This is a genomic window from Mycobacterium sp. ZZG (genome assembly GCF_054786995.1).
The window spans coordinates 79,144-101,760 of the sequence record NZ_JBTBFV010000008.1; the positions used below are offsets into that span (position 1 = coordinate 79,144).

Below are 22,617 nucleotides of genomic sequence, written 5' to 3' on the forward strand. Positions count from 1 at the left end.
CTCAACTGCTGTCCCGGGCGACGGGCCCGACGTTGCCGAGGTAGTAGTCGTCGTCGGTGCTGCCGGGCGCCATCGGGTGTGGCGGAGGCTCCATGCCGGGTTCCAGCGGGGCCAGCAGCTTGTCCTTGCCGTAGATTAGATCGGTGCGGTTGTCGTCGGCCATCTCGTAGTCGTTGGTCATCGTCAGCGCCCGGGTCGGGCACGCCTCGATGCACAAGCCGCATCCGATGCACCGCAGATAGTTGATCTGGTAAACCCGGCCATATCGCTCGCCGGGAGAGAACCGTTCGTCTTCGGTGTTGTCGGCGCCCTCGACGAAGATCGCGTCGGCCGGGCAGGCCCATGCGCACAGCTCACACCCGATGCACTTCTCCAGGCCGTCGGGGTAGCGGTTGAGTTGATGCCGGCCGTGGTAGCGCTTGGCAACAGGACCGGGCTTTTCCGGGTACTCCTCGGTCACCGGTTTCTTAAACATCGAGCCGAAGGTGACTCCGAAACCTGCGACCGCGTCGAGGAACTTAGGCATCCGCACTCTCCTTGCGACGGTCCTTGGCGGGCAGCGGGGGCACCGGGTAGGCGCCGCCCCCGGCCGGTGGGACGGGTTCACGGCGACTCCGTGTGGCGCGCCTTCGCCGTCCGCCCACCAGCACCAGCGGCAGGGCCGCGACGACCGCAACACCGATCAGGGCGGTGGTCCAGGTCTGCACGCCCTGGTCGAGCAGTGCGCGGGTGGTCGCCACGATGACGATCCAGCCCAGCGACACCGGGATCAGGATCTTCCACCCCAGCGCCATGAACTGGTCGTAGCGCATCCGCGGGAGGGTGGCGCGCAACCACATGAAGAAGAACAGGAACAGCCACACCTTGGCGGTGAACCACAGCACCGGCCACCAGCCGCTGTTGGCTCCCTCCCAGAGGCTGATCGGGAACGGAGCCCGCCAGCCGCCGAGGAACAGCGTGGTGGCCAGCGCGGACACCGTCGTCATGTTCACGTATTCGGCCAGCATGAACATCGCGAACTTCAGCGAGGAGTACTCGGTGTGGAATCCGCCGACGAGTTCACCCTCCGCTTCGGGAAGATCGAAAGGTGCGCGGTTGGTCTCGCCGACCATGGCAGTCAGGTAGACCAGGAATGACGGCAACAGCAGGACGACGAACCACGTGTCGTTCTGCGCCGCGACGATGCCGGAGGTCGACATCGTGCCCGCATAGATGAACACGGCGACGAACGACAGCGCCATGGCGATCTCGTAGGAGATCACCTGCGCCGTCGAGCGCAGCCCGCCCAGCAGCGGATACACCGACCCCGACGCCCAGCCGGCCAGCACGATGCCGTACACCCCGATCGAGGTCACCGCCAGGATGTAGAGCACTGCGACCGGCAGATCCGTCAACTGCAGTGCGGTGCGGTGGCCGAACACCGACACCTCGCCGCCGAGCGGGATCACCGCGAACGCCATGAATGCCGGGGTCACCGCGATCACCGGGGCCGCCAGATAGATGCCCTTGTCGACCCCGGCGGGGACAAGTCCCTCTTTGAGCGCGAGCTTCACGCCGTCGGCCAGCGACTGCAACAGGCCACGCGGACCGACGCGGTTCGGACCGAGGCGCATCTGCATGCGTCCCAGGATCTTTCGCTCGATCAGGATCGCGGCGAGCACGGTCAGAACCAGGAATCCGAAGATGCCGACGGCTTTTCCGACCATCAGCCACCACGGATCGTGTCCGAACAGTGTGGGGTCGGGGTAGGTCATGCCGGGCTCCGGTCAGATTGGCCGTTCTGGCCGCAGCCGGACGGGGCGCGACCGATCGACACCACCGCGCCGGTCGTCACACCCAGGCTTCGGTGCACGTGGCTGCCGGGGGAGTTCAGCGGCACCCAGACCACACGGTCGTCCATGTCGGCCACCGTCAACGGCAGCGTGATCGCGCCGCGGGCGGTGCTGACGGACACGAGTTCACCGGCGGCGACACCGATCTCGTCCGCCGTGGCCGGCGAGAGGCAGGCCACGGGCGCTCTCGCCGTACCGGCCAGGTGTGGTTCACCATCCTGCAGCCGTCCGTCGTCGAGCAGCATCCGCCAGCCCGCCAGCACGGCCTGACCGTGCTGCGGTTGTGGCGGCGACGGATCAACCTGCGGAGCGGCGGCGCGGTTTCCCGACCACATCCCGAGGCGGACCCGTTCCTGCGCAGCGGTTGCCAGGCCGAGGTCGACCCCGATCTCGTCAGCCAGGAGGCTCAGCACCCGCAGATCGGAGATCGCGTTGCTCTGCAGTGCCGGTCCGAACGCGCGACTGCGGCCCTCCCAGTCGAGGAAGGAGCCCGCCTTCTCGGCGACGGGCGCGACCGGGAACACCACGTCGGCACGTTCGGTGACATCGCTATGGCGCAACTCCAGGCTGACGACGAACGGGGCCGCCTCCACCGCGGCGCGGGCGGCGTCGGGATCGGGCAGGTCGTCGAGTTCGACGCCGCCGAGCAGCAACGCGCCCAACGTGCCGTCACGGGCGCCGGCAAGGATCGTCGAGGTGTCGCGGCCCGGGACGTCCGGGAGGTCGTCGACGTGCCATGCGTCGGCAACCTGCCGGCGGGCAGCGGGGTCGCCGACCGGTCGACCGCCCGGCAGCAGGTTCGGCAGCGCGCCCGCCTCCACCGCCCCGCGATCTCCGGCGCGCCGCGGTATCCACGCCAGGCGCGCCCCGGTGTTCTCGGCGAGTCGTGCCGCCGCCGTCAGCGCGCCGGGGGACACGGCGAGGCGCTCTCCGACCAGGAGCAGCGCACCGGCCATCGACAGCAGTTCGTCGCCGGCCAGCCCGTCCAGAGCGGCCGCCTCGGAACCCGGGGCGCACCGGATCAGCCGGCCCGACAGCTTGCCGAGGGCACGGGTGGCCAGCGGCGCGATCGACAGCACCTGCAGTCCGTGTTTGCGGACGGCCTTGCGCAGGCGCAGAGAGACGATCGGTGACTCCTCTTCGGGTTCCAGACCCGCCAGCAGCACCGCTGGCGCCTTCTCCAGATCGGCGTAGGTCACGGTCATGGGCAGGCCCGCGATGTGCGCGGCGAGGAAGCCGGCCTCTTCCGCATTGTGCGGTCTGGTCCTGAAGTCGATGTCGTTGGTGTTCAACACCATTCGCGCGAACTTGGCGTAGGCGTATGCGTCCTCGACGGTGGCCCGGCCGCCGACCAGCACACCGGTGCTGCCTGCGGCCGCGGCCAACCCGGCCCCGGCGACGCTGAGCGCCTCCGACCACGAGGCCGGCCGCAGGGCGCCGCCGTCACGCACCAGCGGTGTGGTGAGGCGGTCGCCCACCGTGGTGTAGGTGAACGCCCACCGACCCTTGTCGCAGTTCCATTCCTCGTTCACCTCGGGATCGTCGCCGGCCAGGCGGCGCATCACCTTGCCGCGGCGGTGGTCGGTGCGCTGCGCGCATCCCGACGCACAGTGCTCACACACGCTCGGGCTCGACACCAGATCGAACGGCCGCGCTCGGAACCGGTACGCGGCGCCGGTCAGCGCACCGACCGGGCAGATCTGCACGGTGTTGCCGGAGAAGTACGACTGGAACGGTTCACCCGGCGCGATCCCGACCTGTTGGCGCGCACCGCGTTCCAGCAGATCGATGAACCGGTCGCCGGCGATCTGATCGGAAAAGCGTGTGCAGCGGGCGCACAGCACGCAGCGTTCCCGGTCGAGCAGCACCTGCGACGAGATGTTGATGGGCTTGGGAAACGTCCGTTTGACGTCCTCGAAACGGGTCTCGGCACGGCCGTTGGACATCGCCTGGTTCTGCAGCGGACATTCGCCGCCCTTGTCGCAGACGGGACAGTCCAGCGGGTGGTTGATCAGCAGCAGTTCCATCACGCCGTGCTGGGCTTTATCGGCGGCCTCTGAGGTGTACTGGGTGCGCACCACCATCTCGGGGGCCACGGTGGTGGTGCACGACGCCAACGGTTTGCGTTGTCCTTCCACCTCGACGAGGCACTGTCGGCAGGCACCCACCGGGTCGAGCAGGGGATGGTCGCAGAAGCGCGGGATCTGCAGCCCGATCAACTCGGCGGCGCGGATCACCAACGTGCCCTTGGGCACCGTGACCTCGTTGCCGTCGATGGTCAGGGTCACCATCTCCACCGGTGGCGCGTCGTGGCTGTGCTCTGCGAGGGTCATGCGCCCACTCCTTCCGGTGCGGCCAGCATCGACGCGTACGGGTCGAACGGGCATCCGCCGGCGGCGAGGTGCGCTTCGTACTCACCGCGGAAATACTTGAGCGAGGACATGATCGGACTCGCCGCCCCGTCACCCAGCGCGCAGAACGACTTCCCGAAGATGTTGTCGGAGATGTCGAGCAGCTTGTCCAGATCCGCCTCGGTGCCCGCACCGGTCTCGAGACGCTCGTAGATCTGCGCCAGCCAGTAGGTGCCCTCACGGCACGGGGTGCACTTGCCGCACGACTCGTGCGCGTAGAACTGCGTCCACCGGCGCACCGCCCGCACCACACAGGTGGTCTCGTCGAAGATCTGCAGCGCCTTGGTGCCGAGCATGGACCCGACACCGGCCATGCCCTCGTAATCCAAGGGGACATCCAGGTGTTCGGCGGTCAGGAGTGGTGTCGAGGATCCGCCCGGCGTCCAGAACTTCAGTGAGTGCCCGGCCCGGACCCCGCCGGCGTACTCGAGCAACTGCCGCAACGTGACACCGAGCGGAGCCTCGTACTGACCGGGTGTCGTGACGTGACCGGACAACGAGTACAGCGTGAAACCAGGTGACTTCTCCGAACCCATGGACCGGAACCAGTCGACACCGTTGAGCATGATCGGCGGCACGCTGGCGATCGACTCGACATTGTTGACCACGGTCGGGCATGCGTAGAGTCCTGCGACGGCCGGGAAGGGCGGCCGTAACCGGGGCTGGCCGCGCCGGCCCTCCAGTGAGTCCAGCAGTGCGGTCTCCTCACCGCAGATGTAGGCGCCGGCCCCGGCGTGCACGATGAGTTCCAGATCGAAACCGGACCCGTGGATGTCGGTGCCGAGATGTCCCGCGGCGTAGGCCTCGGCGACCGCGGCCTGCAATCGCCGCAGCACCGGCACCACCTCACCGCGCAGGTAGATGAACGCGTAATGGGCCCGGATCGCGTATGCGGCGATGATCGCGCCCTCGACCAGGAAATGCGGGCTGGTCAGCAGCAGCGGAATGTCCTTGCAGGTGCCGGGTTCGGACTCATCGGCGTTGATCACCAGATAGTGCGGCTTGGCGGCGGCGCCCTCCTTCCCCTGGGGAATGAACGACCACTTCGTCCCGGTCGGGAAACCCGCGCCTCCGCGTCCCCGCAGTCCGGAGTCCTTCACTGTGGCGATCACGTCGTCGGGTGTCATGGCCAGCGCCCGGTCCAGTGCCTGGTACCCGCCGTGGCGGCGATAGGTGTCCAATGACCACGGTTGTGGCTCGTCCCAGAACCGGCTCAGCACCGGGGTCAGCGTGTTCATCGGTGATCCGCCGCCTTCGGGTCGGTTTCCGGTGTCGACGGCCGCGCCGGGACGTCGGCCGACGGTGCCGGTGCCGGTTGGTCTTTCACGGCCTCGGCGGCTTCGGCCTGCCCGTCCGCCGACGGTGCGGCATGCCCGGAATCGGAGGTGTCCGACGGCGCACCGCCATCTGGTGCCGACATGCCGTGCTTGCGGGCGAACCGCAGCCCGGCCAGTGTCGCCGCACCGACCTCTCCCGGTGCCACCTCGTCACACGGGCCGGTAAGCCCGGCAAGGATTCTCGCGGTCTCCCGGAAGGTGCACAGCGAACCGCTGCGCGACGGCGTCGGTGGGCGACCCGAGCGCAGCGCATCCACGAGATCTCGGGCCGAGGCCGGGGTCTGGTTGTCGAAGAAATCCCAGTTCACCATCACCACCGGGGCGTAGTCACAGGCGGCGTTGCACTCGACATGCTCCAGCGTGACCGCCCCGTCCGCGGTGGTCTGGCCCGGTGCGACGCCCAGGTGCGTCTCCAGGCTCTCCAGGATCGCGTCGCCGCCCATCACCGCGCAGAGGGTGTTGGTGCAGACCCCCACCAGGTAATCGCCGGTCGGTTCGCGCCGGTACATCGAGTAGAACGTCGCGACCGCGGTCACCTCCGCGTCCGTGAGACCCAACTGTGCTGCACAGAAAGCAATTCCGGCCGGGGTAAGGTAGCCGTCCTCGGATTGCACCAGGTGCAGAAGAGGCAGCAGCGCCGACCTCGCCTGCGGGTAGCGGGCCACGATCGTCGCCGCGTCTGCCTCCAGCCTCGCGGTCACCTCGGCGGGATACCTCGTGGGCCCGTGAACCGGGGGACCGGGCTCGTCAGGCCGCTGGCCCAGCTCCAGAAAGACGTTGGTCATCTGTCCACCCCGCCCATCACCGGGTCGATCGATGCCACTGCCGTGATCGCGTCCGCGACCATGCCTCCCTCACACATCGCCGCCACGGCTTGGAGATTGGTGAACGACGGATCCCGGTAGTGCACCCGGTAAGGGCGTGTCCCGCCGTCGGAGACCATGTGCACCCCAAGCTCGCCGCGCGGCGATTCGACCGCGACGTAGACCTGCCCGGCCGGCACCCGGATCCCCTCGGTCACCAGCTTGAAGTGGTGGATCAGACCCTCCATCGAGTGACCCATGATCTTGGCGATGTGCTCGGGGGAATTCCCCAGACCGTCGGGTCCGACCTTCAGGTCGGCAGGCCATGCCAGCTTCTTGTCGGCGATCATCACCGGCGCACCGGACAATGGCTCGAGACGGTCCACGCACTGCTCGACGATCCTGATCGACTGGTGCATCTCCTTGACTCGGATCAAATACCGGCCATAGGAGTCGCACTGGTCGTCAGTGATGACGTCGAACTCGTAAGTCTCGTAGCCGCAATAGGGTTGGGTCTTCCGTAGGTCGTGGGGTAGGCCGGTGGACCGCAGCACGGGACCGGTGATGCCCAGCGCCATGCACCCGGTCAGGTCGAGATAGCCCACCCCCTGCGTGCGGGCCTTCCAGATGTAGTTCTCGTTGAGCAGGTCCTCCATGTCGCGAAGCCGCGCCGGCAGCACCTTGAGCAGGTCGTGGAGCTGGGGGAGCGCCTCATCGGGCAGGTCGGCGGCCACCCCGCCCGGCCGGATGTAGGCGTTGTTCATCCGCAGCCCGGTGATCGTCTCGAACACCGAGAGAATGAGTTCGCGTTCGCGGAAGCCGAGGAACATCGCGGTCATGGCGCCCAGCTCCATGCCACCGGTCGCCAGCGCGACAAGATGACTGGAGATCCGGTTGAGCTCCATCATCATCACGCGGATCACCGAGGCCCGTTCCGGGATGTCGTCGGTGACCCCGAGTAGCTTTTCCACGCCGAGGCAGTAGACGGTCTCGTTGAAAAACGGTGACAGATAGTCCATCCGGGTCACGAACGTGACACCCTGCGTCCAGTTCCGGAACTCCAGGTTTTTCTCGATACCGGTGTGCAGATACCCGATGCCGCACCGGGCTTCGACGATCGTCTCGCCTTCGATCTCCAGGATCAACCGCAGCACACCGTGCGTGGACGGGTGCTGCGGACCCATGTTGACGACGATGCGCTCACCGGCGTGCTCGGCCGCGTTCTGCCTGGCCGCAGTGACGACTTGATCCCAGTCCTGGCCGCCGACGACCACCACCCGTTCGGGCGGTTGCTTCGAAGTGGTCATCAGTTGTATGCCCTCCGCTGGTCGGGAGGCGGGATCTCGGCGCCGTGGTATTCGACTGGAATGCCGCCCAGTGGATAGTCTTTCCGCTGCGGATGGCCCACCCAGTCGTCCGGCATCTCGATCCTGGTCAGCGATGGATGGCCGTCGAAGATCAGGCCGAAGAAGTCGTAGGTCTCACGTTCGTGCCAGTCGGTGGTCGGATAGACACGAAACAACGAGGGGATGTGCGGGTCGGCATCGGGAGCGGCCACCTCGATGCGCATCCGCCGGTTGTGCGTGATCGACATCAGCGGATAGACCGCATGGAGCTCGCGGCCCGCGTCGTCGGGATAATGCACACCGCTGACGCCCAGGCACAATTCGAAACGCAGTGCCGGGTCGTCGCGCAAGGTCTGGGCCACCTCGACGAGCCGGTCGCGGTGCACTTCGACGGTGAGCTCGTCGCGGTAGACCACCACCCGCTCGATCGATTCGGCGTAGGTCTCTTCGCCCAGTGCGGCTTCCAGCGTGTCGACGATGTCGTCGAAATACCCCCCGTACGGCCGCGGGGAGCCGCCCGGAAGCGCGACCGGACGGATCAGGCGGCCGTAACCCGAGGTGTCGCCGGAGCCCTCGGCGCCGAACATGCCCCGGCGCACCCCAATCACCTCGGGGCGCACGTCGCCGTCCGAAGCGCTCACCGGTGCACCATCCTCATCACCGCAGCAGGCCTTTCAGCTCGATCGTCGGCGGCGCTGCCAGCGCAGCCTGCTCGGCCTCCCGGATCGCCTCCTCGCGGTTCACCCCGAGGGGCATCTGCTGAATCTTGTCGTGCAGTTTGAGGATTGCGTGCAGCAGCATCTCGGGCCGGGGCGGACACCCCGGCAGGTAGATGTCGACAGGCACCACGTGGTCAACCCCCTGCACCACCGCGTAGTTGTTGAACATTCCGCCGGAAGAGGCGCACACCCCCATGGCCAGCACCCATTTCGGTTCGGCCATCTGGTCGTAGATCTGACGCAGCACCGGCGCCATCTTCTGGCTGACCCGGCCCGCGACGATCATCAGATCGGCCTGCCTCGGTGTCGCCGAGAACCTCTCCATGCCGAATCGGGAGATGTCGAAACGCGGTCCCGCGGTCGCCATCATCTCGATCGCACAGCAGGCGAGCCCGAAAGTCGCGGGCCACAGCGAACCCTTGCGTACGTATCCGGCGACCTTCTCGACGGTCGAGAGCAGGATTCCGCTGGGCAACCGTTCCTCTAATCCCATTGCAAGCCTCCCCGCCGCCACACGTAGGCGTAGGCGACGAACACGATCACCATGAACAGCAGCATCTCCACCAGGGCGAACAGCCCGAGGCTGTCGAACGCGACCGCCCACGGGTAAAGGAAGACGATCTCGATGTCGAAGACGATGAACAACATCGCCGTCAGGTAGTAGCGGATGGGGAAGCGCTGCCCCGTCGCGGCCGCGGCAGGGTCCATCGGATCCATCGGTTCGATGCCGCACTCGTAGGCTTCGAGCTTGGCCTGGTTGTAACGTCGCGGCCCGATCAGCAGCGCGATCCCGACCGACCCGACGGCGAACACAGCGGCGATCGCACCAAGCACCAGAATGGGCGTGTACAGATCCATACTGCGTTGCAGCTCCTCGGGGCAGTCGATGTGAGCTACCGCACAGCCTAGCCTTGTTTGGGATCCGCGCCATACATTTTGGTTAGTATCGCTAGTGGCGTCGTCCGGCGATCTCGCTCTGCCTCGAATAGGTAACTGCGCCAGGACGTTTCCTGCGGATCCGGTCAGAGCGCGGGGCGTAGCAGCGACACCACCGCGTCGCCCAGCCGGATGGGATCGATCGGATGTGGCACCGCGGCCTCGGCCCGCGACCACCGGGCCAGCCACGCGTCATCAGGACGCCCGGTCAGCACCAGGATCGGCGGGCAGTCGTTGATCTCGTCCTTGAGCTGCTTGGCGATCCCCATCCCGCCGACCGGGGCGGCCTCCCCGTCGAGGATCACCAGGTCGAATCCACCCTCGTCCATCTGCTTGATCACCATCGGTCCCGTGGCGACGTCGAGATAGGTCAGTTCGGGCAACTCCGGGTGGATGCGCTTACCCAGCGCCAGCCTGACCTGTTCCCTGGTCCTGGGGTTGTCGCTGTAGACGAGGATCCGCAGCGGGTCCTGAGCCCGTGATGGCTCCGGAGATGGCACGGCCATGGGCGCGATGGTAACGCGCAGTCCCGGTGCCGAGGCCCGAACACCGAAAAGGGCTGCTACGCCGCCGCTTCAGCGGTCACGACGAGGTGTGGACAGCAGTGGCTCGATCTCGGCGGGGTCGAAGTACTCGTCGACCCGGGTGATCATTCCGTCTGCGTCCACTTTGATCACGATGCACACCCGCATCGCGATCGTCGTCCCGGCGGGGGTACGCGCATGCAGGACGTGTTGCTGGACGAAACCTCCGTCGAACAGCTGGCGGTCCAGGATCTCGTAGCGGCGATCAACGGTGGCGTCGACGAACCACTGGATGATCTTCACCGAACGGGCATGGTCGTTGTCCCGGGTGTCGCCACTCTTCCAGACCGCGATGCCCGGACTGAACAGCTTCGCCACCGTGGTGATGTCGCTGTGCTCGATCGCGCCGAAAAGCCGGTCGGCCACGGCGGCGGTGACTGTCACGGGCATCGTGTTGACCTCAACTTCGGTTCAGGTTGAACGCTGGCGGGCATGAATCTGACCCCAAGACTGTCCCGTTTCGACGAGTTCTACAAGAACCAGACTCTGCCGTGGGTGATCGGCGAGCCGCAACCGGCCGTCATCGAGTTGGAACGGGCCGGTCTGATCACCGGCCGGGTGCTCGACGCCGGATGTGGTACCGGCGAGCACACCATCCTGCTGACCGAGGCGGGCTACGACGTGGTCGGGATGGATGGTGCGCCCACCGCGATCGAACAGGCCCGGCGCAACGCCGAGGCGCGCGGCGTGAACGCCCGCTTCGCCGTGGCCGACGCACTGCACCTCCCCGAGCAGCCGAAGTACGACACAATCATCGACAGCGCGCTGTTCCACATCTTTGACGACGAAGACCGCGCGTCCTACGTGCGGAGCCTCCGCTCGGCGACCCGGACCGGCTCCGTGGTGCATGTCCTCGCACTCTCGGACACCGGCCGCGGATTCGGGCCCGAGGTCAGTGACAACACCATCCGGGCCGCTTTCGAGGCGGGGTGGGAGATCGAGGCGCTCGACGAGACGAGATACCGAGGAATGGTGACGGAGATCCACGCCGAGGCGCTGGGGCTGCCCATCGGCACCGTCGTCGACGAACCCGCGTGGCTGGCGCGGGTGCGCAGGCTCTGATCCGCGTCAGCGCAGCCCGACCACCGACCTGCCCCCGGCGGCGACCCACACCGTGCCGTCCGGGACGACGGCGATCCCGTGGGGTTCGGAGGCGGCCACCGGGAGGGCGTACTCGCTGATGACACCGTCGGCGGTCAGGTGTCCGACGCGACCCGCGGCCCACTCGGTAAACCAGCACCGCGCTGCCCGGCGGCGATCGGGGGTGGCCGGCCGGCCGGGCCCGGCAGGCAAACTCGGCGACCTCGCCGTGGCTGTACCCGACGCGGCCTGAAGCGCTGTTGACCGCCGTCAGCGGTCAGGCGGACGACGACGCCGCTGTGCACCAGCGTCACCCACACCACGCCGACCCCGTCGGGGGCGATGCCGTACGGGTCGGGGCCTCGGTGACCATGAGCTGCGTCATCGACGAGACGAACGGGATCATCGCCCGTCCGCATACCCCGGGTGGTCGATCGACAACCGGTGCCGCACCGTCAGGCGCAGGCACTTCATCACCTCGTCACCCCGGTCGTCGAGTCTGCCGTCCCGAATCGCACCGGCCAGCGACTGCTCGTCGGGGAAGCCGAGACCATCGATCGCGGCCCGCACCGCTGCCCGCTCCTCGTCGAGCAGCTCCCGCTCGACAATGCGCAACACGTTGGCCGCTACGCGGGAATGGAAGCCGACCTGACCTCCGAGGGCGCGGACGTCGTTGTCGAGGAAGTTGGCCACGGCGGCGACAAGCTCAGCGGCGGTGGGACGTCGGCTCATCGTGACCCCCGGCTCTTCGCGCGAGCGCTCATCGTGACCCTCGGCTCTTCGCGCGAGCGCTCATCGTGGCCCTCGGCTCTTCGCGCGAGCGCTCATCGTGACCCTCGGCTCTTCGCGCGAGCGCTCATCGTGGCCCTCGGCTCTTCGCGCGAGCGCTCATCGCGGCCCTCCTCCTGACAGCAGATCCAGCAGGTCCCATTCGGTTTCGCTGACCCGGCGACCGATCGCCGCCAGCTCGACCGACGGCGACTCGCCGGACAGGTGGCGTTCGGCCTGGTGCCGGCAGATGACGCCCCACCGCAGTGTCGCCACGGTCAGCCACCACCGGAAAGCCTTGCGGTCTAGCGTGGTACCCGCCGCCGCCTCATAGGCCTGCAAGAACGCCTCCACGCTGCCCAGGCCGCCTGCTCCGAGTTCCTCGGGTGCGCCGAACCGCCATGCGCGGATACAGAACCACGCCAGGTCTTCGTAGATCTCCCCGATATGCGTCAGTTCCCAGTCAAGCACCGCGGCAAGGCCTGACTCGTCGACGATTACGTTGCCCATCCGGAAATCGCCGTGCACCAGGCGCATCGGTGAGGGGGCCGGACGCGCGTCAGCCAGCCGACGGAATGTCCACTCGAAAGCCGCTGTGGTGTCGCCGATCTCATCCAGACGTGTTCGCCACCCGGCGAGCTCGTCGGGCGCGGTCAAACCAATACCGTCCGGGTCGGCGCGATGAATCGCCGCAAGCGCTGTCGCACACTGTCCGAGCAGGCGAGTGCGTCCTTCCTGATCGAGGCCGCGGAAGATGCGCCTAACGATCGTCTCACCGGGAATGGCATCACAGATCAGGAACGGATCACCCACGACCTCCGAAGAACTGTCCGCGGTGAGGATGTGGGGCACCGGGGCGCCGGCAGCGGCGGCGCGCTGCTGAACCTTGGCCTCCAGCTCCATGCTGGCGTGGATGTCGTCGCGGGCGCCTGTACGCAGGATCAGCGGCCGGGCATTACCGTCGACGTACGCGGTGTCTGATCTGCTCCTCGCGTGCGTGGTGAAACTCCACGTCGTCCGGCTCGCCCCACCCGTCAGCCGTTGCAGATTCTCGACGGTCGTGTCGCCGAGCACCGGCCGCAGCACCTCTTCGAGAGCCGCGGCCAAATCGGCGCTCATGCCTGCCTTCTGCTCTTCGCGCAAGCGCTCATCGCTGCCTTCTGCTCTTCGCGCAAGCGCTCATCGCCGCCTTCTGCTCTTCGCGCAAGCGCTCATCGCCGCCTTCTGCTCTTCGCGCAAGCGCTCATCGCTGCCTTCTGCTCTTCGCGCAAGCGCTCATCGCTGCCTTCTGCTCTTCGCGCAAGCGCTCATCGCTGCCTTCTGCTCTTCGCGCAAGCGCTCATCGCCGCCCGAATCCGAACAGCCTCTGCGCCACCCGCCGGATCTGAATCTCCTCCGCCCCCTCGGTAATCCGATACCGGCGATGATGCCGATAGATGTGCTCGAACGGCTCGTGCCTGCTGTAGCCGACACCGCCGAACACCTGCATGGCGCGATCGGCGGCCTCGCAGACCAGGCGGTTGGCCCGGTAGTTGGCCATCGACACCTTGTCCGACACCTCCATGTGGTGGTTGCGGTCGAGTTCGGACGCCGCGAAACGCACCAGCAGGCGCACCATCTGCGCCTCGGTCTGCAACTCCACGAGCGGCCACTGCACGGCCTGGTGGGTCGAGAGCGGCTTGCCGAACACCTTACGGTCGTTGGCGTAAGCGACGGCGCGGTCGATGCAGTACTGGGCCGCTCCCAGGCTGCTGGCGGCCTGGCGGATCCTGTTCTCGTGCAGGAACGTCTGCCCGACCTCAAGCCCGCGATCCACCTCGCCGAGCACCGCGTCCGACGGCACCCGCACGTTCTCCAGGAGCACCTCGCCGTGGTCGGTGGGCATGTTGAACGTCCACCAGTAGTACGGAACCGAGAATCCCGGCGCATCGGTCGGCACCAGGAACGCGGTGATGCCACGTGCCTGGCCCGCCTCACCGGAGGTCCTCGCGAACACCAGGTCGTGGGTGGCACGGTGCACCCCGGTGTTGAAGCGCTTGGCGCCGTTGATGATCCACATGTCACCGTCTTGCACGGCGGTGGTCTCCAGCCATGTGGCATCCGAACCGTGATTGGGTTCTGTGAGTCCGAACGCCATCGACCGCTTGCCGGTGATCAGTGCGTCGGTCCATTCCCGCTTCTGCTCGTCGGTGCCGAAGCGGTCCATCATGATCACCTGCGGGAAGTTGCCGACGATCGAGGACTCGTCCTGGAGGTCGTTGTGCAACCCCAGCCCCTTGTGGGCCAGATGCTCCCGGATCACCGCCATGTCGAGGTTGCTTCCGTCCCGGCCCCCGAACTGCGACGGCAGCCCAAAACGCAGCCAGCCCGCGGCGTCGGCACGCCGGCGCATCTCGTCGAGTAGATCCTCCCACTCACGACGCGGCACACCGCCGTTGTCCCAATCGGTGCGGGCATGTTCGCGTCGCTGGTCGAAATACTGGATGTGTTCGCGCTCCAGCGGTTTGATCTCGGCCTCGATGAACGCGTCCATCTCGGCGAGCAGCCCGGGGAGGTGGTCCGGAAGGGTGAAGTCCACAGTTCTCCTTTGAACGTCGTCGTGGTCAGTATCCGTACAGCGTCTTCTTCCAGATCCGTGAGAGGGTGGCGATCGCTTCCTCGTCGTCGATGTCGATGCCCAGGCCGGATGCACCGACGAACACGGTGGTGAAGTTCTCGAACAGCAACGCGATCGCCGCCGCCGTGTGCTCGGGGTGCAGTTCCCCACCGTATCCCTGTTCTTGGGCGCGAAGCACCGATGCCGCTACGATGTCGATGCCGAATCTCCGGAACTCGTTCTGCACCAGCGCGAAGCGCGGCTGGGTGGCGGCCAGTTGCGCGACGGCGATCATGATCCCGATGTTCTGCTTGAACATCGTCCAGTACCCGCTGACCACCGTGGTGAAGAACGCGTCGTCGTCGGGCGACTCGGGCAGTGCAACACTCAGACCGGACGGAGTGACGACATCGCGCAGGAACGACTGCGCCAGCGCAGCGAGCAGATCCTCCTTGTCGGCGAAGTACCGGTAGAAGACCGCGGGTGACTTGCCGGCAGCCGACGTGATGTCGGTGAGCGTGGTGCCGTGAAAGCCACGCTCGGCGAACAGCTTGCGGGCTGCCTGTTCGATCGCGCCGCGGGTCTGGCGGCCCTTGGCGCTGAGCGAACCGGGTTCCGGCGGCACGGCCGGCTATCCCAGGATCCGGTCGCCGGCGCGCAGCAGCGAGCTCGGTAGGTCGTGGCCCACCGCGCGCTGCGCCACGCCGGCCGCGGCGATGCTTGCATCCAGATCCACGTCGACGTGAATGCCGCTGTCCCGCAACAGATAGACCAAGTCTTCGGTCGCGATGTTGCCGCTGGCCCCCGGGGCGAACGGACATCCGCCCAGGCCGCCCACCGAGGCGTCCAGCCTGGTGACGCCTGCGCCGACCGCAGCGTACGCACTGGCCAGGCCGGCGCCGCGGGTGTTGTGGAAATGCGCGCCCAGCGGGAGGTCGCCGATCAGCGGCCGGACCACCGCGATCAGATCACTGACCCGCCGCGGTGTCGTGGTGCCGATCGTGTCGGCGATGGCCAGGCGGTCGACACCGGCGTCGACGGCCGCACGCACGATGTCCACGACCCTCTGCGGCGGCGTCGGCCCGTCGAACGGACAGTCCCAGGCAGTCGCGACGATGACCTCGACGGACACCTCGCTGTCGTGGGCGATCGCGACGATCTCGGGGATCTGGGCCGTGGCCTCCGCCGAGGAGCGCCCCACGTTGGCGCGGCTGTGACCGTCGGCGGCCGACACCACGTATTCGATCGAGCGCAGACCTGCGGCGATCGCCCGCCTCGCACCGTTCGGGCTGGCGACCAACGCGGAGAACTCGATCCCGGGGAAGTTGTGCAGCTCGGCGGCGAGGTCGGCGGCGTCAGCCAGCGCGGGGACCTTCGACGGCGACACGAACGCCGTCGCCTCCATCTCCCGCACGCCGGTGGCCGCGATGGCCGCCAGGAGTTCGAGCTTGGCCGACAGCGGGATCGGATCCTCGATCTGCAGGCCGTCGCGCATCGACACATCACGGATGTCGACATGGGTAGGCGTGGTCATAGCACACCCTCCGCTCTCAGAGCGTCCAGCTCGGCGTCGGTCTTGCCGAGTAGATCCCGGTAGATTTGGTCGTTGTGCTGGCCCGGCCGCGCCGATCCGGCAGAACGGATCGTGCCGGGCGTCTCGGACAACACCGGAACCACGCCTGGCCCCTTGATGTTCCGCCCGATCCGCTCATCCCAGTGGTCGGCGATCATCCCGCGCGCCTGCAGTTGCGGGTCCCGGACCACCTCGGCGACGGTGTTGATCGGTCCGCTGATCACGCCCGCGTCGGACAAGGTGGAGATGATGTCGTCCGGCTGCCGCTGCGCGGCCCACGCTGCGATGATCGCGTCGAGCTCATCCTGATTGCGGCCGCGCGCAACGTGATTGGAGAACCGCTCGTCGGTGGCGAGTTCGGGTTGGCCCATCGCGGCGCACAACCGCCGGAAAACGGTGTCCTGGTTGGCGGCGATCACCACCCAGCTGCCGTCGGCGGTCGGATAGATGTTCGATGGAGCGATGCCTTCCAGCCTGGTGCCCGACGGGCCACGCACCACTCCACCGATGTCATAGTCGGGGATCGTCGATTCCTGCACCGCCAAACATGATTCGGTGAGTGCCGCGTCGACGATCTGACCGTCGCCAGTGACGGAACGGCGGTACAGCGCGGCAAGCGCGCCCTGCGCGGCGAACATGCCGGCCAGGCTGTCGCCCAGGGACAGCGCCAACCGCGGGGGAGGGCCGCCCGGGAAGCCGTTCATGTGCCGCAATCCGCTGGCGGCCTCGGCGACCGAGGCGTATCCGGCCTTGTGCGCGTCCGGGCCGGTCTGCCCATACCCCGACACTCGCACCAGGATGATCCCGCGGTGACGGTCACGCAGAGTGTCATAACCCAGTCCCCATTTCTCCAGGGTGCCGGGCCGGAAGTTCTCGACGATCACGTCGGAACGCTCGACCAGTTCGAGGAATAGGTCGCGACCCTGCGGGACGCGAAGATTCAGGGTGACGGCCTTCTTGTTGCGTGCGTGCACCGTCCAGAAGAAGTGATGCCCGTCGAGCTCTGCCTGACCCCAGGTGCGTAGCGGATCGGGTGCACCCGGCGGCTCGATCTTGATCACCTCGGCACCCATGTCGCCGAGCAGGCGTCCCGCGAACGGGCCTGAGATCAGCGTGCCGACCTCAAGCACCCGGATACCGTCGAGCGGACCCGTGCTCATCGGGCGCTCGCGAAGTCGTGTCGAACCAGCCAGTCGGCGACGATACCGACCGCCTCGCGGAGCTTGTCCCGCTGATCCGGACCGGCGTAATAGTGGTTCGCTCCATCGATTTCGTGCATCTCCTTGTCCTGGTGACCGATCGCCTCGAAGATTCGGCGTGTGTGGCTGGGAGTGCAGGCGTCGTCGGCGAGGTTTCCGATCACCAGCGCGGGCACCTCGATGTCAGGACCGCACTTGACGGCATCGCCGTGCGCGTCGTCGTAACTCCACTGCGAGAGCCAGCTGCGCAGCGTGCAGAATCGTGCCAGGCCCACCGGGCTCATGTTCACCACCTGAGGATCACCCAGATAGCAGGTTCCCGGGGTCCGTTCGTTCGGATCGACGGTCGGGTCCAGCCAGCGGGGATCGGCCATGGTGCCGTGGACGACGAACGCGAACTCGTCATCGGGTCGGCCGGCGGCCTTGAGTTCGGCGAGCTTGTCCTTCACCCAGGTGGTGATCCGCCGGTTCCGGGCGACCTGGGCGTCGCGGTAGCGCTCCAAGAACTCCGGCGTGTACGGCGGCTGATTGGGGTTGGCGGGGTTGTACAGGTCGAGTTCGGGGTCGCGCTTGGTCGGGTCCGATTCATCGAGAATCGACGCGTCCAGCCATTCGGTCATGGTGCCGTGTCTGCTGATGTGCGCCGCGAGCAACATGATGCCGTCGGCCGGGACGAGGCCGAGCTTGGTCAGATCCGGACCGTCGCCCGACGGGCTCGACGTCACGGTGGGGTGCTGGGCCTGCTGTTGGTAGAACGCCGACAGGGACCCGCCACCGCTCCACCCGGCGAGCACCACCTTGGAGTAGCCGAGCCGGTTCTTCGCGTCCTTGATGCACTCGCCGAGGTCTTCGACGACCTTCTCCATCAGCAACGCCGAGTCGGTGCCCCGGAATCTGCTGTTGCAGTAGATGACGTGATGGCCGGCGCGGGCGAGCGCGTTGATCATCGGCAGGTACGCGCCCCCTCCGATCGGGTGCATGAACACGAGCACGGTGTCGCTTCCCACCGTTCTCGGCTTGAGCAGGTAGCTTTCCAGCACCACCCGCTCGGCAACGCCACCGTAGACGTCGCGGACACGCGAGTTGTTCTGGTAGGCAACCAGGTACGGGATACGGTCGTATTCGTGCTTCGTCATCGTCAGTGTTGCCCTAGATCGTTGGCGAGGATCTCCGGCGACGGGATCAACCGCCGTCGGGTGTCGATGGCGATGACGGACCAGTCCACCCGGTCGTAATCGTCGAATTTGCGGCGCGCGCGTTCGCGGGCCTTCTCCGGAGCCCCGTGGTGCACACCCTGCGGTGCGTGCGACACGAGGCCAGGAGGCATCGGGATGCCGTAGAGGGACCCGTCGTGGAAAAACGCGATCTCGTCGTAGTCCACGTTGCGGTGGTACCACGGCGTGCGTTCGGTGCCGGGCACCGTCTCAGCGGGTTTAGGCAGGAAGTTCATCACATACACCCCGGTGGCCTGCATGAACAGGTGCACTGTGGGCGGCAGGTGCACGCTCTCGGACGTGACGACCGTGTAGTCGTCGATGTTGAAGGTGAAGGGAAAGTTGTCTCCGCGCCAACCTTCGACGTCGAGCGGATTGTGCTGGTAGAACAGGCTTGTCGGCCCGCCGTCGTGGATCAGCCGTACTTCGTACTCTCCGTCGACCTGCGGGCCGACGCCGTCGTCGATCGGCTGGGGTTCGGGGATGACCGCCTGCGCGGGGTCGAAGGGGAAGTGCCGGCCGAGAGTGCCAGCGGGCGGCACCCGGAACTCGTCGGTCGCCTGGATCATCAGCAGTGTGCTCTCTTCGGCGGGCAGCTGCCGCCACGTGCAGGCCTTCGGAATGTAGATCCAGTCGCCCTGACGGTAGTCCAGCGGCCCGAATTCGGTTTCCAGGGAGCCGGATCCGCGATGGACGAAGGACAGCAGATCGCCGTCGACGTAGCGGACGAAGAACGGCATCTCTTCGGTGCGCCGTGACAGCAACACCTGGCAGTCCGCATTGGAGAACATCAACAGCGGCCCGCCGTGCGCATCGGTGGCGTCGCCGGGCTTGAGCTCACTGCTCAGGACGTCGGTGGGGCGGAGGGGGCCGACGCTCCGGTAGGCGGTGGGGTCGTGCCGCCGGTACATGTTGGCGGTCCGGCCGACGAAACCGCCACGACCGAGCTCGTCATCCTTGAGCCCGTCGAGGTCAGCATGAATCCGCTTGGGGGTCTTGCCCTTTCGAAGGTGGACGAATGATTCCATCGCGATCTCCCCGGCCTAGAAGTAAAAGTGACATTACTTTTAGATCCAAGCGTGGTCAATGGGTGTCGGCGATGTTCCCCTCCGGTGGAATTTCTGCCGATTCCAGCGGTCGTAGCCGTCGCATCGGCGGCTGGACTTGTCGGTGGTTCGCACTAGTGTTCGATGTATGGAGTTGGTGTCGGAGGCGGTGGGGGCGATCGTCGAGCAGATCGGTGTGCTGTCCAAAGCTGCCGACGAGCTCTCGCACCACGAGTTGGTCGGGCTGCTGGCCGAGCTGACCACGGTGCTGCGCAGCGTGCCGGCCCTCGAGCACAAGGTGTTGGCCCGGTTGATCGAGGAGACCGAGCCGCACCGGCTCGGGGAATCGTCGTGGAAGGGCGTGCTGACCACCGCGCTGCGGGTCAGTGGCGCCGAAGCGGGGCGGCGGTTGCGACGGGCCAAAATGCTGGGGCCGCGGCGGGCGATGACGGGCCAGCCTCTTGCGCCGGTGTGGGAAGCCACCGCCGCCGCCCAGGCTCAGGGCTTGCTGGATGAGGAGCACATCACGGTGATCGCGAGGTTTCACCAGAAGCTGCCCGCGTGGGTGGATGTGGACACCCGCGCCGCCGCCGATGCCCAGCTGGCCGCCCTGGGCTCGGGTCTGGGCCCTGACGAGCTCGATGCGGCCGCGGGGCGGTTATTGATGATGATCGATCAGGACGGCCCCGAACCCGCCGACGACGAGGTGGCCCGGAAACGGTGGGTCAAGGTCGGCAAGCAGCAGCGTGACGGGTTTCGCAAGATCAGCGGCTACCTCGACGCCGAACTGGGCGCCTACCTGGAGGCCACCCTGGCCAAAGAGGCCGCCCCCGGGGCCAACATGCCCGCCCCCGAGCCGGGCGAGGATGGGGCACCGGAGACCGCGTGTGGCGATACCCGCACCGAAGGGCAGCGCAATCACGACGGCCTCAAAGCCCTGCTGCGCCGCACCCTGGAATCCGGGACACTCAGCCACAACGGATTACCGGTCAGCGTGATCGTCTCGACCAGCTTGCAGGAGCTGGAAAGACGTGCCGGGGTGGCGGTCACCGGCGGCGGCTCGCTGCTGCCGATGCCCGATCTGATCCGGATGGCCGCCCGCGCCCACCACTACCTGTACGTCTTCGACGAACACACCGGTCAAAGCCTCTACCTCGGCCGGGCCCAACGGCTGGCCAACGCCGCCCAGCGGATCGTCCTGCACGCCCGCGACCGGGGCTGCACCCGGCCCGGCTGCACCGTCCCGGGGTACTGGTGCCAGGTCCACCACGCGGCCGCGGACTGGAAAAACGACGGCCAGACCAACATCGACGACCTCACCCTGGCCTGCGGACCGCACAACCGCATGATCGAGAACACCGGCTGGACCACCACCAAAAACGCCAAGAACCAGACCGAATGGCACCCACCACCAGGGCTCGACGCCGGCCAACACCGCACGCAGCTGGTCAATGGCTACCACCACCCCGAACACCACCTACTCGCAGACAACGAAGACGACGAAGACGACGAAGACGACGAAGACGACCAAAGAACGTGACCGAATCCGGCCGTGGAATTTGGCGACGTGAAAGCTGTCGCTGATCAATCGATGAGGTCGACCCGCACGGTGAGCAGATTGGTTCCGAAGGTGCGCACGCCGACATTGTTGTACTGCGGCAGTGTGCGCATCCGCTCCCGGGCATCGTCCTCGGGCAGCAGATGCGCCGTGCCGCGATGCCAGCGTCCGTTGAGCCGCACCCGGACGTTGGGATCGGCCTTGATGTTGCGGATGTAGTCGGACTTGTCGCCGAACTCGGAGACGAACCAGAAGCTGTCCTTGATGCGGCGCCCGCCCAGCGGGGTCGAGCGGGGCTGGCCGGATTTTCGCCCGGTCGTCTCCAACAGCGTTTGAAACGGCATGTGCCGCATGACCCGATTGGCGACGTTCTTCTGGAAGAACTTGGTGACGCGGTCACGCAGCGTGTCGACCATCGAAACCTCCCCGGGCTCACACCATCGCGGTGCGCGGAATCTTCCCTCCCATTGTGAGGGCACCGGCAAGCTCGCGGCTGGTGTCGTAATCGAAGATGACATGGCCGACGATCACGTCGACATCCCGTTTGATGCGTTGCAGCGGATTGTCGAGGAAGTGGGCGCTGGCGCCGGACGCGGCGAGCAGAGTGCCGATGATCGCGCACGACTCGTGCACGATATGTGCCGCCGCCAGCCTGGCCTGACCGCGCACCGGTCGGTCCACCGGGTCGCCCGCCGCCACGATCGCTTCGATCTCGCCGACGGTGTCGGCCAACAAACTTCTCAGCGCCCGAAGTCGGACGTGCGCCTCGCCCAGATGCATGGCTGCCACCGGCTTGTCCTTCTGCGTGACGCCCTCGTAGGCGAGGAACCTCTGTGAGAGGCGCTCGCCGTAGATTTCGGTGGCGCGTTCGGCGCTGCCCAGCGCGGGCATCGCCGCCAGCAGCGCCAACGCCGGCACCATCGGCCAGCGATACGTGTCGGCGTCGTGCAGAGCCGCCCCCGGGGCGGTACCGGTATAGATGTCGGACACCTCGACGAGTCGGTGCGCCGGTACGAAGGCGTCGTCGATCACCACGTCGTGGGATCCGGTGGCCCGCATGCCGTCGGTGTGCCAGACGTCCTCGATGCGGACGTCCTGGATGGGGAGCAGTGCCAGTACCGGATGGATCGTGGCTGGGTCGCCGGCCACCCGTGCGAACAGCGCGCCCACCATGATCCAGTTGCCGTGCATCACACCCGTCGCCCATGACCAGCGGCCGGTCAGCCGCATCCCACCGTCGCAGCCGACTCCGCGGCCGGTAGGTGCCAGTGGCGCCGGGGCCAGGAACGGACGCGTCGCAAACGCCTCGCTCTGTGCCTGTTCGCCGAACAACGCGAGCATCCAGTTGTGCAGGGCATAGAAGCCCAGCGTCCACGCACTCGACGCGCAGCCGTGGGCCATCCGGCGGACCGGGTCGAGGATGTCCGGGAACCGCGCCTGCATCCCGCCGAATCGCGCGGGCGCCAGTAGGTCGATAAACCCGGAATCCGTCGCGTCGGCAACGGTGTCGGCCGGCAACGTGCGCAGGCGCTCCGCTTCGGCCGCGCGTGCGGCGAGCCGGTCGATGAAGTCAGGGGAGACGGTCGAGGCGCCAGGCATGCGCGGAAATTACCAT

The 22,617-nt window shown here is 67.0% G+C and carries 24 protein-coding genes; 2 read left to right on the forward strand and 22 right to left on the reverse strand.

What is annotated here, in order from left to right:
- Nucleotide 1: 1 nt before the first annotated feature.
- The 11 genes from nuoI to ACXMYJ_RS07480 all read right to left on the reverse strand — a co-directional run bounded on the left by nuoI (nt 2) and on the right by ACXMYJ_RS07480 (nt 10,358).
- Nucleotides 2-526 carry an NADH-quinone oxidoreductase subunit NuoI gene (gene nuoI / locus ACXMYJ_RS07430; protein ID WP_260751137.1) on the reverse strand — a complete coding sequence of 175 codons (525 nt, stop codon included), beginning with the start codon at nt 524-526 and terminating at the stop codon, nt 2-4.
- Nucleotides 519-1,754: an NADH-quinone oxidoreductase subunit NuoH gene (nuoH, locus tag ACXMYJ_RS07435; protein ID WP_460355051.1), complete on the reverse strand. Its 1,236-nt coding sequence runs from the start codon at nt 1,752-1,754 to the stop codon at nt 519-521. The genes nuoI and nuoH overlap by 8 nt, the downstream gene beginning before the upstream one ends.
- Nucleotides 1,751-4,165 (reverse strand): NADH-quinone oxidoreductase subunit G, encoded by a 2,415-nt coding sequence (locus ACXMYJ_RS07440; protein WP_460355053.1) that lies wholly within the window; start codon nt 4,163-4,165, stop codon nt 1,751-1,753. The genes nuoH and ACXMYJ_RS07440 overlap by 4 nt, the downstream gene beginning before the upstream one ends.
- Nucleotides 4,162-5,481: an NADH-quinone oxidoreductase subunit NuoF gene (nuoF, locus tag ACXMYJ_RS07445; protein WP_460355055.1), complete on the reverse strand. Its 1,320-nt coding sequence runs from the start codon at nt 5,479-5,481 to the stop codon at nt 4,162-4,164. Before nuoF ends, ACXMYJ_RS07440 begins: the two co-directional genes overlap by 4 nt.
- A complete protein-coding gene (nuoE, locus tag ACXMYJ_RS07450; RefSeq protein WP_460355057.1) occupies nt 5,478-6,365 on the reverse strand; it encodes an NADH-quinone oxidoreductase subunit NuoE in 888 nt (295 codons plus the stop codon). Before nuoE ends, nuoF begins: the two co-directional genes overlap by 4 nt.
- Entirely contained in the window at nt 6,362-7,690 is a 1,329-nt protein-coding gene (gene nuoD, locus ACXMYJ_RS07455) for an NADH dehydrogenase (quinone) subunit D (protein WP_260751143.1), read from the reverse strand. Before nuoD ends, nuoE begins: the two co-directional genes overlap by 4 nt.
- Nucleotides 7,690-8,316 carry an NADH-quinone oxidoreductase subunit C gene (locus tag ACXMYJ_RS07460; RefSeq protein ID WP_260758011.1) on the reverse strand — a complete coding sequence of 209 codons (627 nt, stop codon included), beginning with the start codon at nt 8,314-8,316 and terminating at the stop codon, nt 7,690-7,692. Before ACXMYJ_RS07460 ends, nuoD begins: the two co-directional genes overlap by 1 nt.
- Nucleotides 8,317-8,386: 70 nt before the next feature.
- On the reverse strand, nt 8,387-8,941 hold the full coding sequence (locus ACXMYJ_RS07465; protein WP_260751144.1) for a NuoB/complex I 20 kDa subunit family protein: 555 nt from the start codon (nt 8,939-8,941) through the stop codon (nt 8,387-8,389).
- Nucleotides 8,932-9,306: an NADH-quinone oxidoreductase subunit A gene (locus ACXMYJ_RS07470; protein ID WP_260751145.1), complete on the reverse strand. Its 375-nt coding sequence runs from the start codon at nt 9,304-9,306 to the stop codon at nt 8,932-8,934. The genes ACXMYJ_RS07465 and ACXMYJ_RS07470 overlap by 10 nt, the downstream gene beginning before the upstream one ends.
- Nucleotides 9,307-9,470: 164 nt before the next feature.
- Entirely contained in the window at nt 9,471-9,890 is a 420-nt protein-coding gene (locus ACXMYJ_RS07475) for an Rv3143 family two-component system response regulator (RefSeq protein ID WP_460355063.1), read from the reverse strand.
- Nucleotides 9,891-9,959: 69 nt separating this feature from the next.
- Nucleotides 9,960-10,358: a nuclear transport factor 2 family protein gene (locus ACXMYJ_RS07480; RefSeq protein ID WP_260751149.1), complete on the reverse strand. Its 399-nt coding sequence runs from the start codon at nt 10,356-10,358 to the stop codon at nt 9,960-9,962.
- Between the two features lie 42 nt (nt 10,359-10,400).
- Between ACXMYJ_RS07480 and ACXMYJ_RS07485 the strand changes: the two genes are divergently transcribed.
- On the forward strand, nt 10,401-11,030 hold the full coding sequence (locus ACXMYJ_RS07485) for a class I SAM-dependent methyltransferase (RefSeq protein ID WP_460355066.1): 630 nt from the start codon (nt 10,401-10,403) through the stop codon (nt 11,028-11,030).
- A 6-nt stretch (nt 11,031-11,036) separates the two neighbouring features.
- Here the strand turns inward: ACXMYJ_RS07485 and ACXMYJ_RS07490 are convergent, their stop codons facing one another.
- The 9 genes from ACXMYJ_RS07490 to ACXMYJ_RS07530 all read right to left on the reverse strand — a co-directional run bounded on the left by ACXMYJ_RS07490 (nt 11,037) and on the right by ACXMYJ_RS07530 (nt 19,426).
- Entirely contained in the window at nt 11,037-11,261 is a 225-nt protein-coding gene (locus ACXMYJ_RS07490) for a virginiamycin B lyase family protein (protein ID WP_260751151.1), read from the reverse strand.
- 189 nt (nt 11,262-11,450) lie between these two features.
- Nucleotides 11,451-11,780 (reverse strand): DUF6285 domain-containing protein, encoded by a 330-nt coding sequence (locus tag ACXMYJ_RS07495; RefSeq protein ID WP_460355068.1) that lies wholly within the window; start codon nt 11,778-11,780, stop codon nt 11,451-11,453.
- A gap of 156 nt (nt 11,781-11,936) precedes the next feature.
- The gene (locus ACXMYJ_RS07500) at nt 11,937-12,935 is read right to left on the reverse strand and encodes a phosphotransferase family protein (protein WP_460355071.1); all 999 of its coding nucleotides are present in this window, start codon (nt 12,933-12,935) and stop codon (nt 11,937-11,939) included.
- A 220-nt stretch (nt 12,936-13,155) separates the two neighbouring features.
- The gene (locus tag ACXMYJ_RS07505) at nt 13,156-14,394 is read right to left on the reverse strand and encodes an acyl-CoA dehydrogenase family protein (RefSeq protein ID WP_260751155.1); all 1,239 of its coding nucleotides are present in this window, start codon (nt 14,392-14,394) and stop codon (nt 13,156-13,158) included.
- A gap of 25 nt (nt 14,395-14,419) precedes the next feature.
- A complete protein-coding gene (locus ACXMYJ_RS07510) occupies nt 14,420-15,037 on the reverse strand; it encodes a TetR/AcrR family transcriptional regulator (RefSeq protein WP_260751157.1) in 618 nt (205 codons plus the stop codon).
- Nucleotides 15,038-15,043: 6 nt separating this feature from the next.
- Nucleotides 15,044-15,946 carry a hydroxymethylglutaryl-CoA lyase gene (locus ACXMYJ_RS07515; protein ID WP_260751158.1) on the reverse strand — a complete coding sequence of 301 codons (903 nt, stop codon included), beginning with the start codon at nt 15,944-15,946 and terminating at the stop codon, nt 15,044-15,046.
- Nucleotides 15,943-17,145, reverse strand: a complete 1,203-nt coding sequence (locus ACXMYJ_RS07520; protein WP_260751159.1) for a CaiB/BaiF CoA transferase family protein — start codon at nt 17,143-17,145, stop codon at nt 15,943-15,945. Before ACXMYJ_RS07520 ends, ACXMYJ_RS07515 begins: the two co-directional genes overlap by 4 nt.
- Nucleotides 17,142-18,320 carry an alpha/beta hydrolase gene (locus ACXMYJ_RS07525; RefSeq protein WP_260751160.1) on the reverse strand — a complete coding sequence of 393 codons (1,179 nt, stop codon included), beginning with the start codon at nt 18,318-18,320 and terminating at the stop codon, nt 17,142-17,144. Before ACXMYJ_RS07525 ends, ACXMYJ_RS07520 begins: the two co-directional genes overlap by 4 nt.
- 2 nt (nt 18,321-18,322) lie before the next feature.
- The gene (locus ACXMYJ_RS07530) at nt 18,323-19,426 is read right to left on the reverse strand and encodes a homogentisate 1,2-dioxygenase (RefSeq protein WP_260751161.1); all 1,104 of its coding nucleotides are present in this window, start codon (nt 19,424-19,426) and stop codon (nt 18,323-18,325) included.
- Between the two features lie 166 nt (nt 19,427-19,592).
- Here ACXMYJ_RS07530 and ACXMYJ_RS07535 point away from each other — a divergent pair, with 166 nt between their 5' ends.
- A complete protein-coding gene (locus ACXMYJ_RS07535; RefSeq protein ID WP_460355076.1) occupies nt 19,593-20,984 on the forward strand; it encodes an HNH endonuclease signature motif containing protein in 1,392 nt (463 codons plus the stop codon).
- A 44-nt stretch (nt 20,985-21,028) separates the two neighbouring features.
- Here the strand turns inward: ACXMYJ_RS07535 and ACXMYJ_RS07540 are convergent, their stop codons facing one another.
- Together ACXMYJ_RS07540 and ACXMYJ_RS07545 are read right to left on the reverse strand one after the other, a co-directional pair.
- Complete coding sequence (locus ACXMYJ_RS07540) at nt 21,029-21,418, reverse strand: nitroreductase family deazaflavin-dependent oxidoreductase (RefSeq protein WP_260751163.1); 390 nt, start codon at nt 21,416-21,418, stop codon at nt 21,029-21,031.
- Nucleotides 21,419-21,434: 16 nt separating this feature from the next.
- Entirely contained in the window at nt 21,435-22,601 is a 1,167-nt protein-coding gene (locus tag ACXMYJ_RS07545) for an acyl-CoA dehydrogenase family protein (RefSeq protein ID WP_443189342.1), read from the reverse strand.
- Between the last annotated feature and the right edge of the window lie 16 nt (nt 22,602-22,617).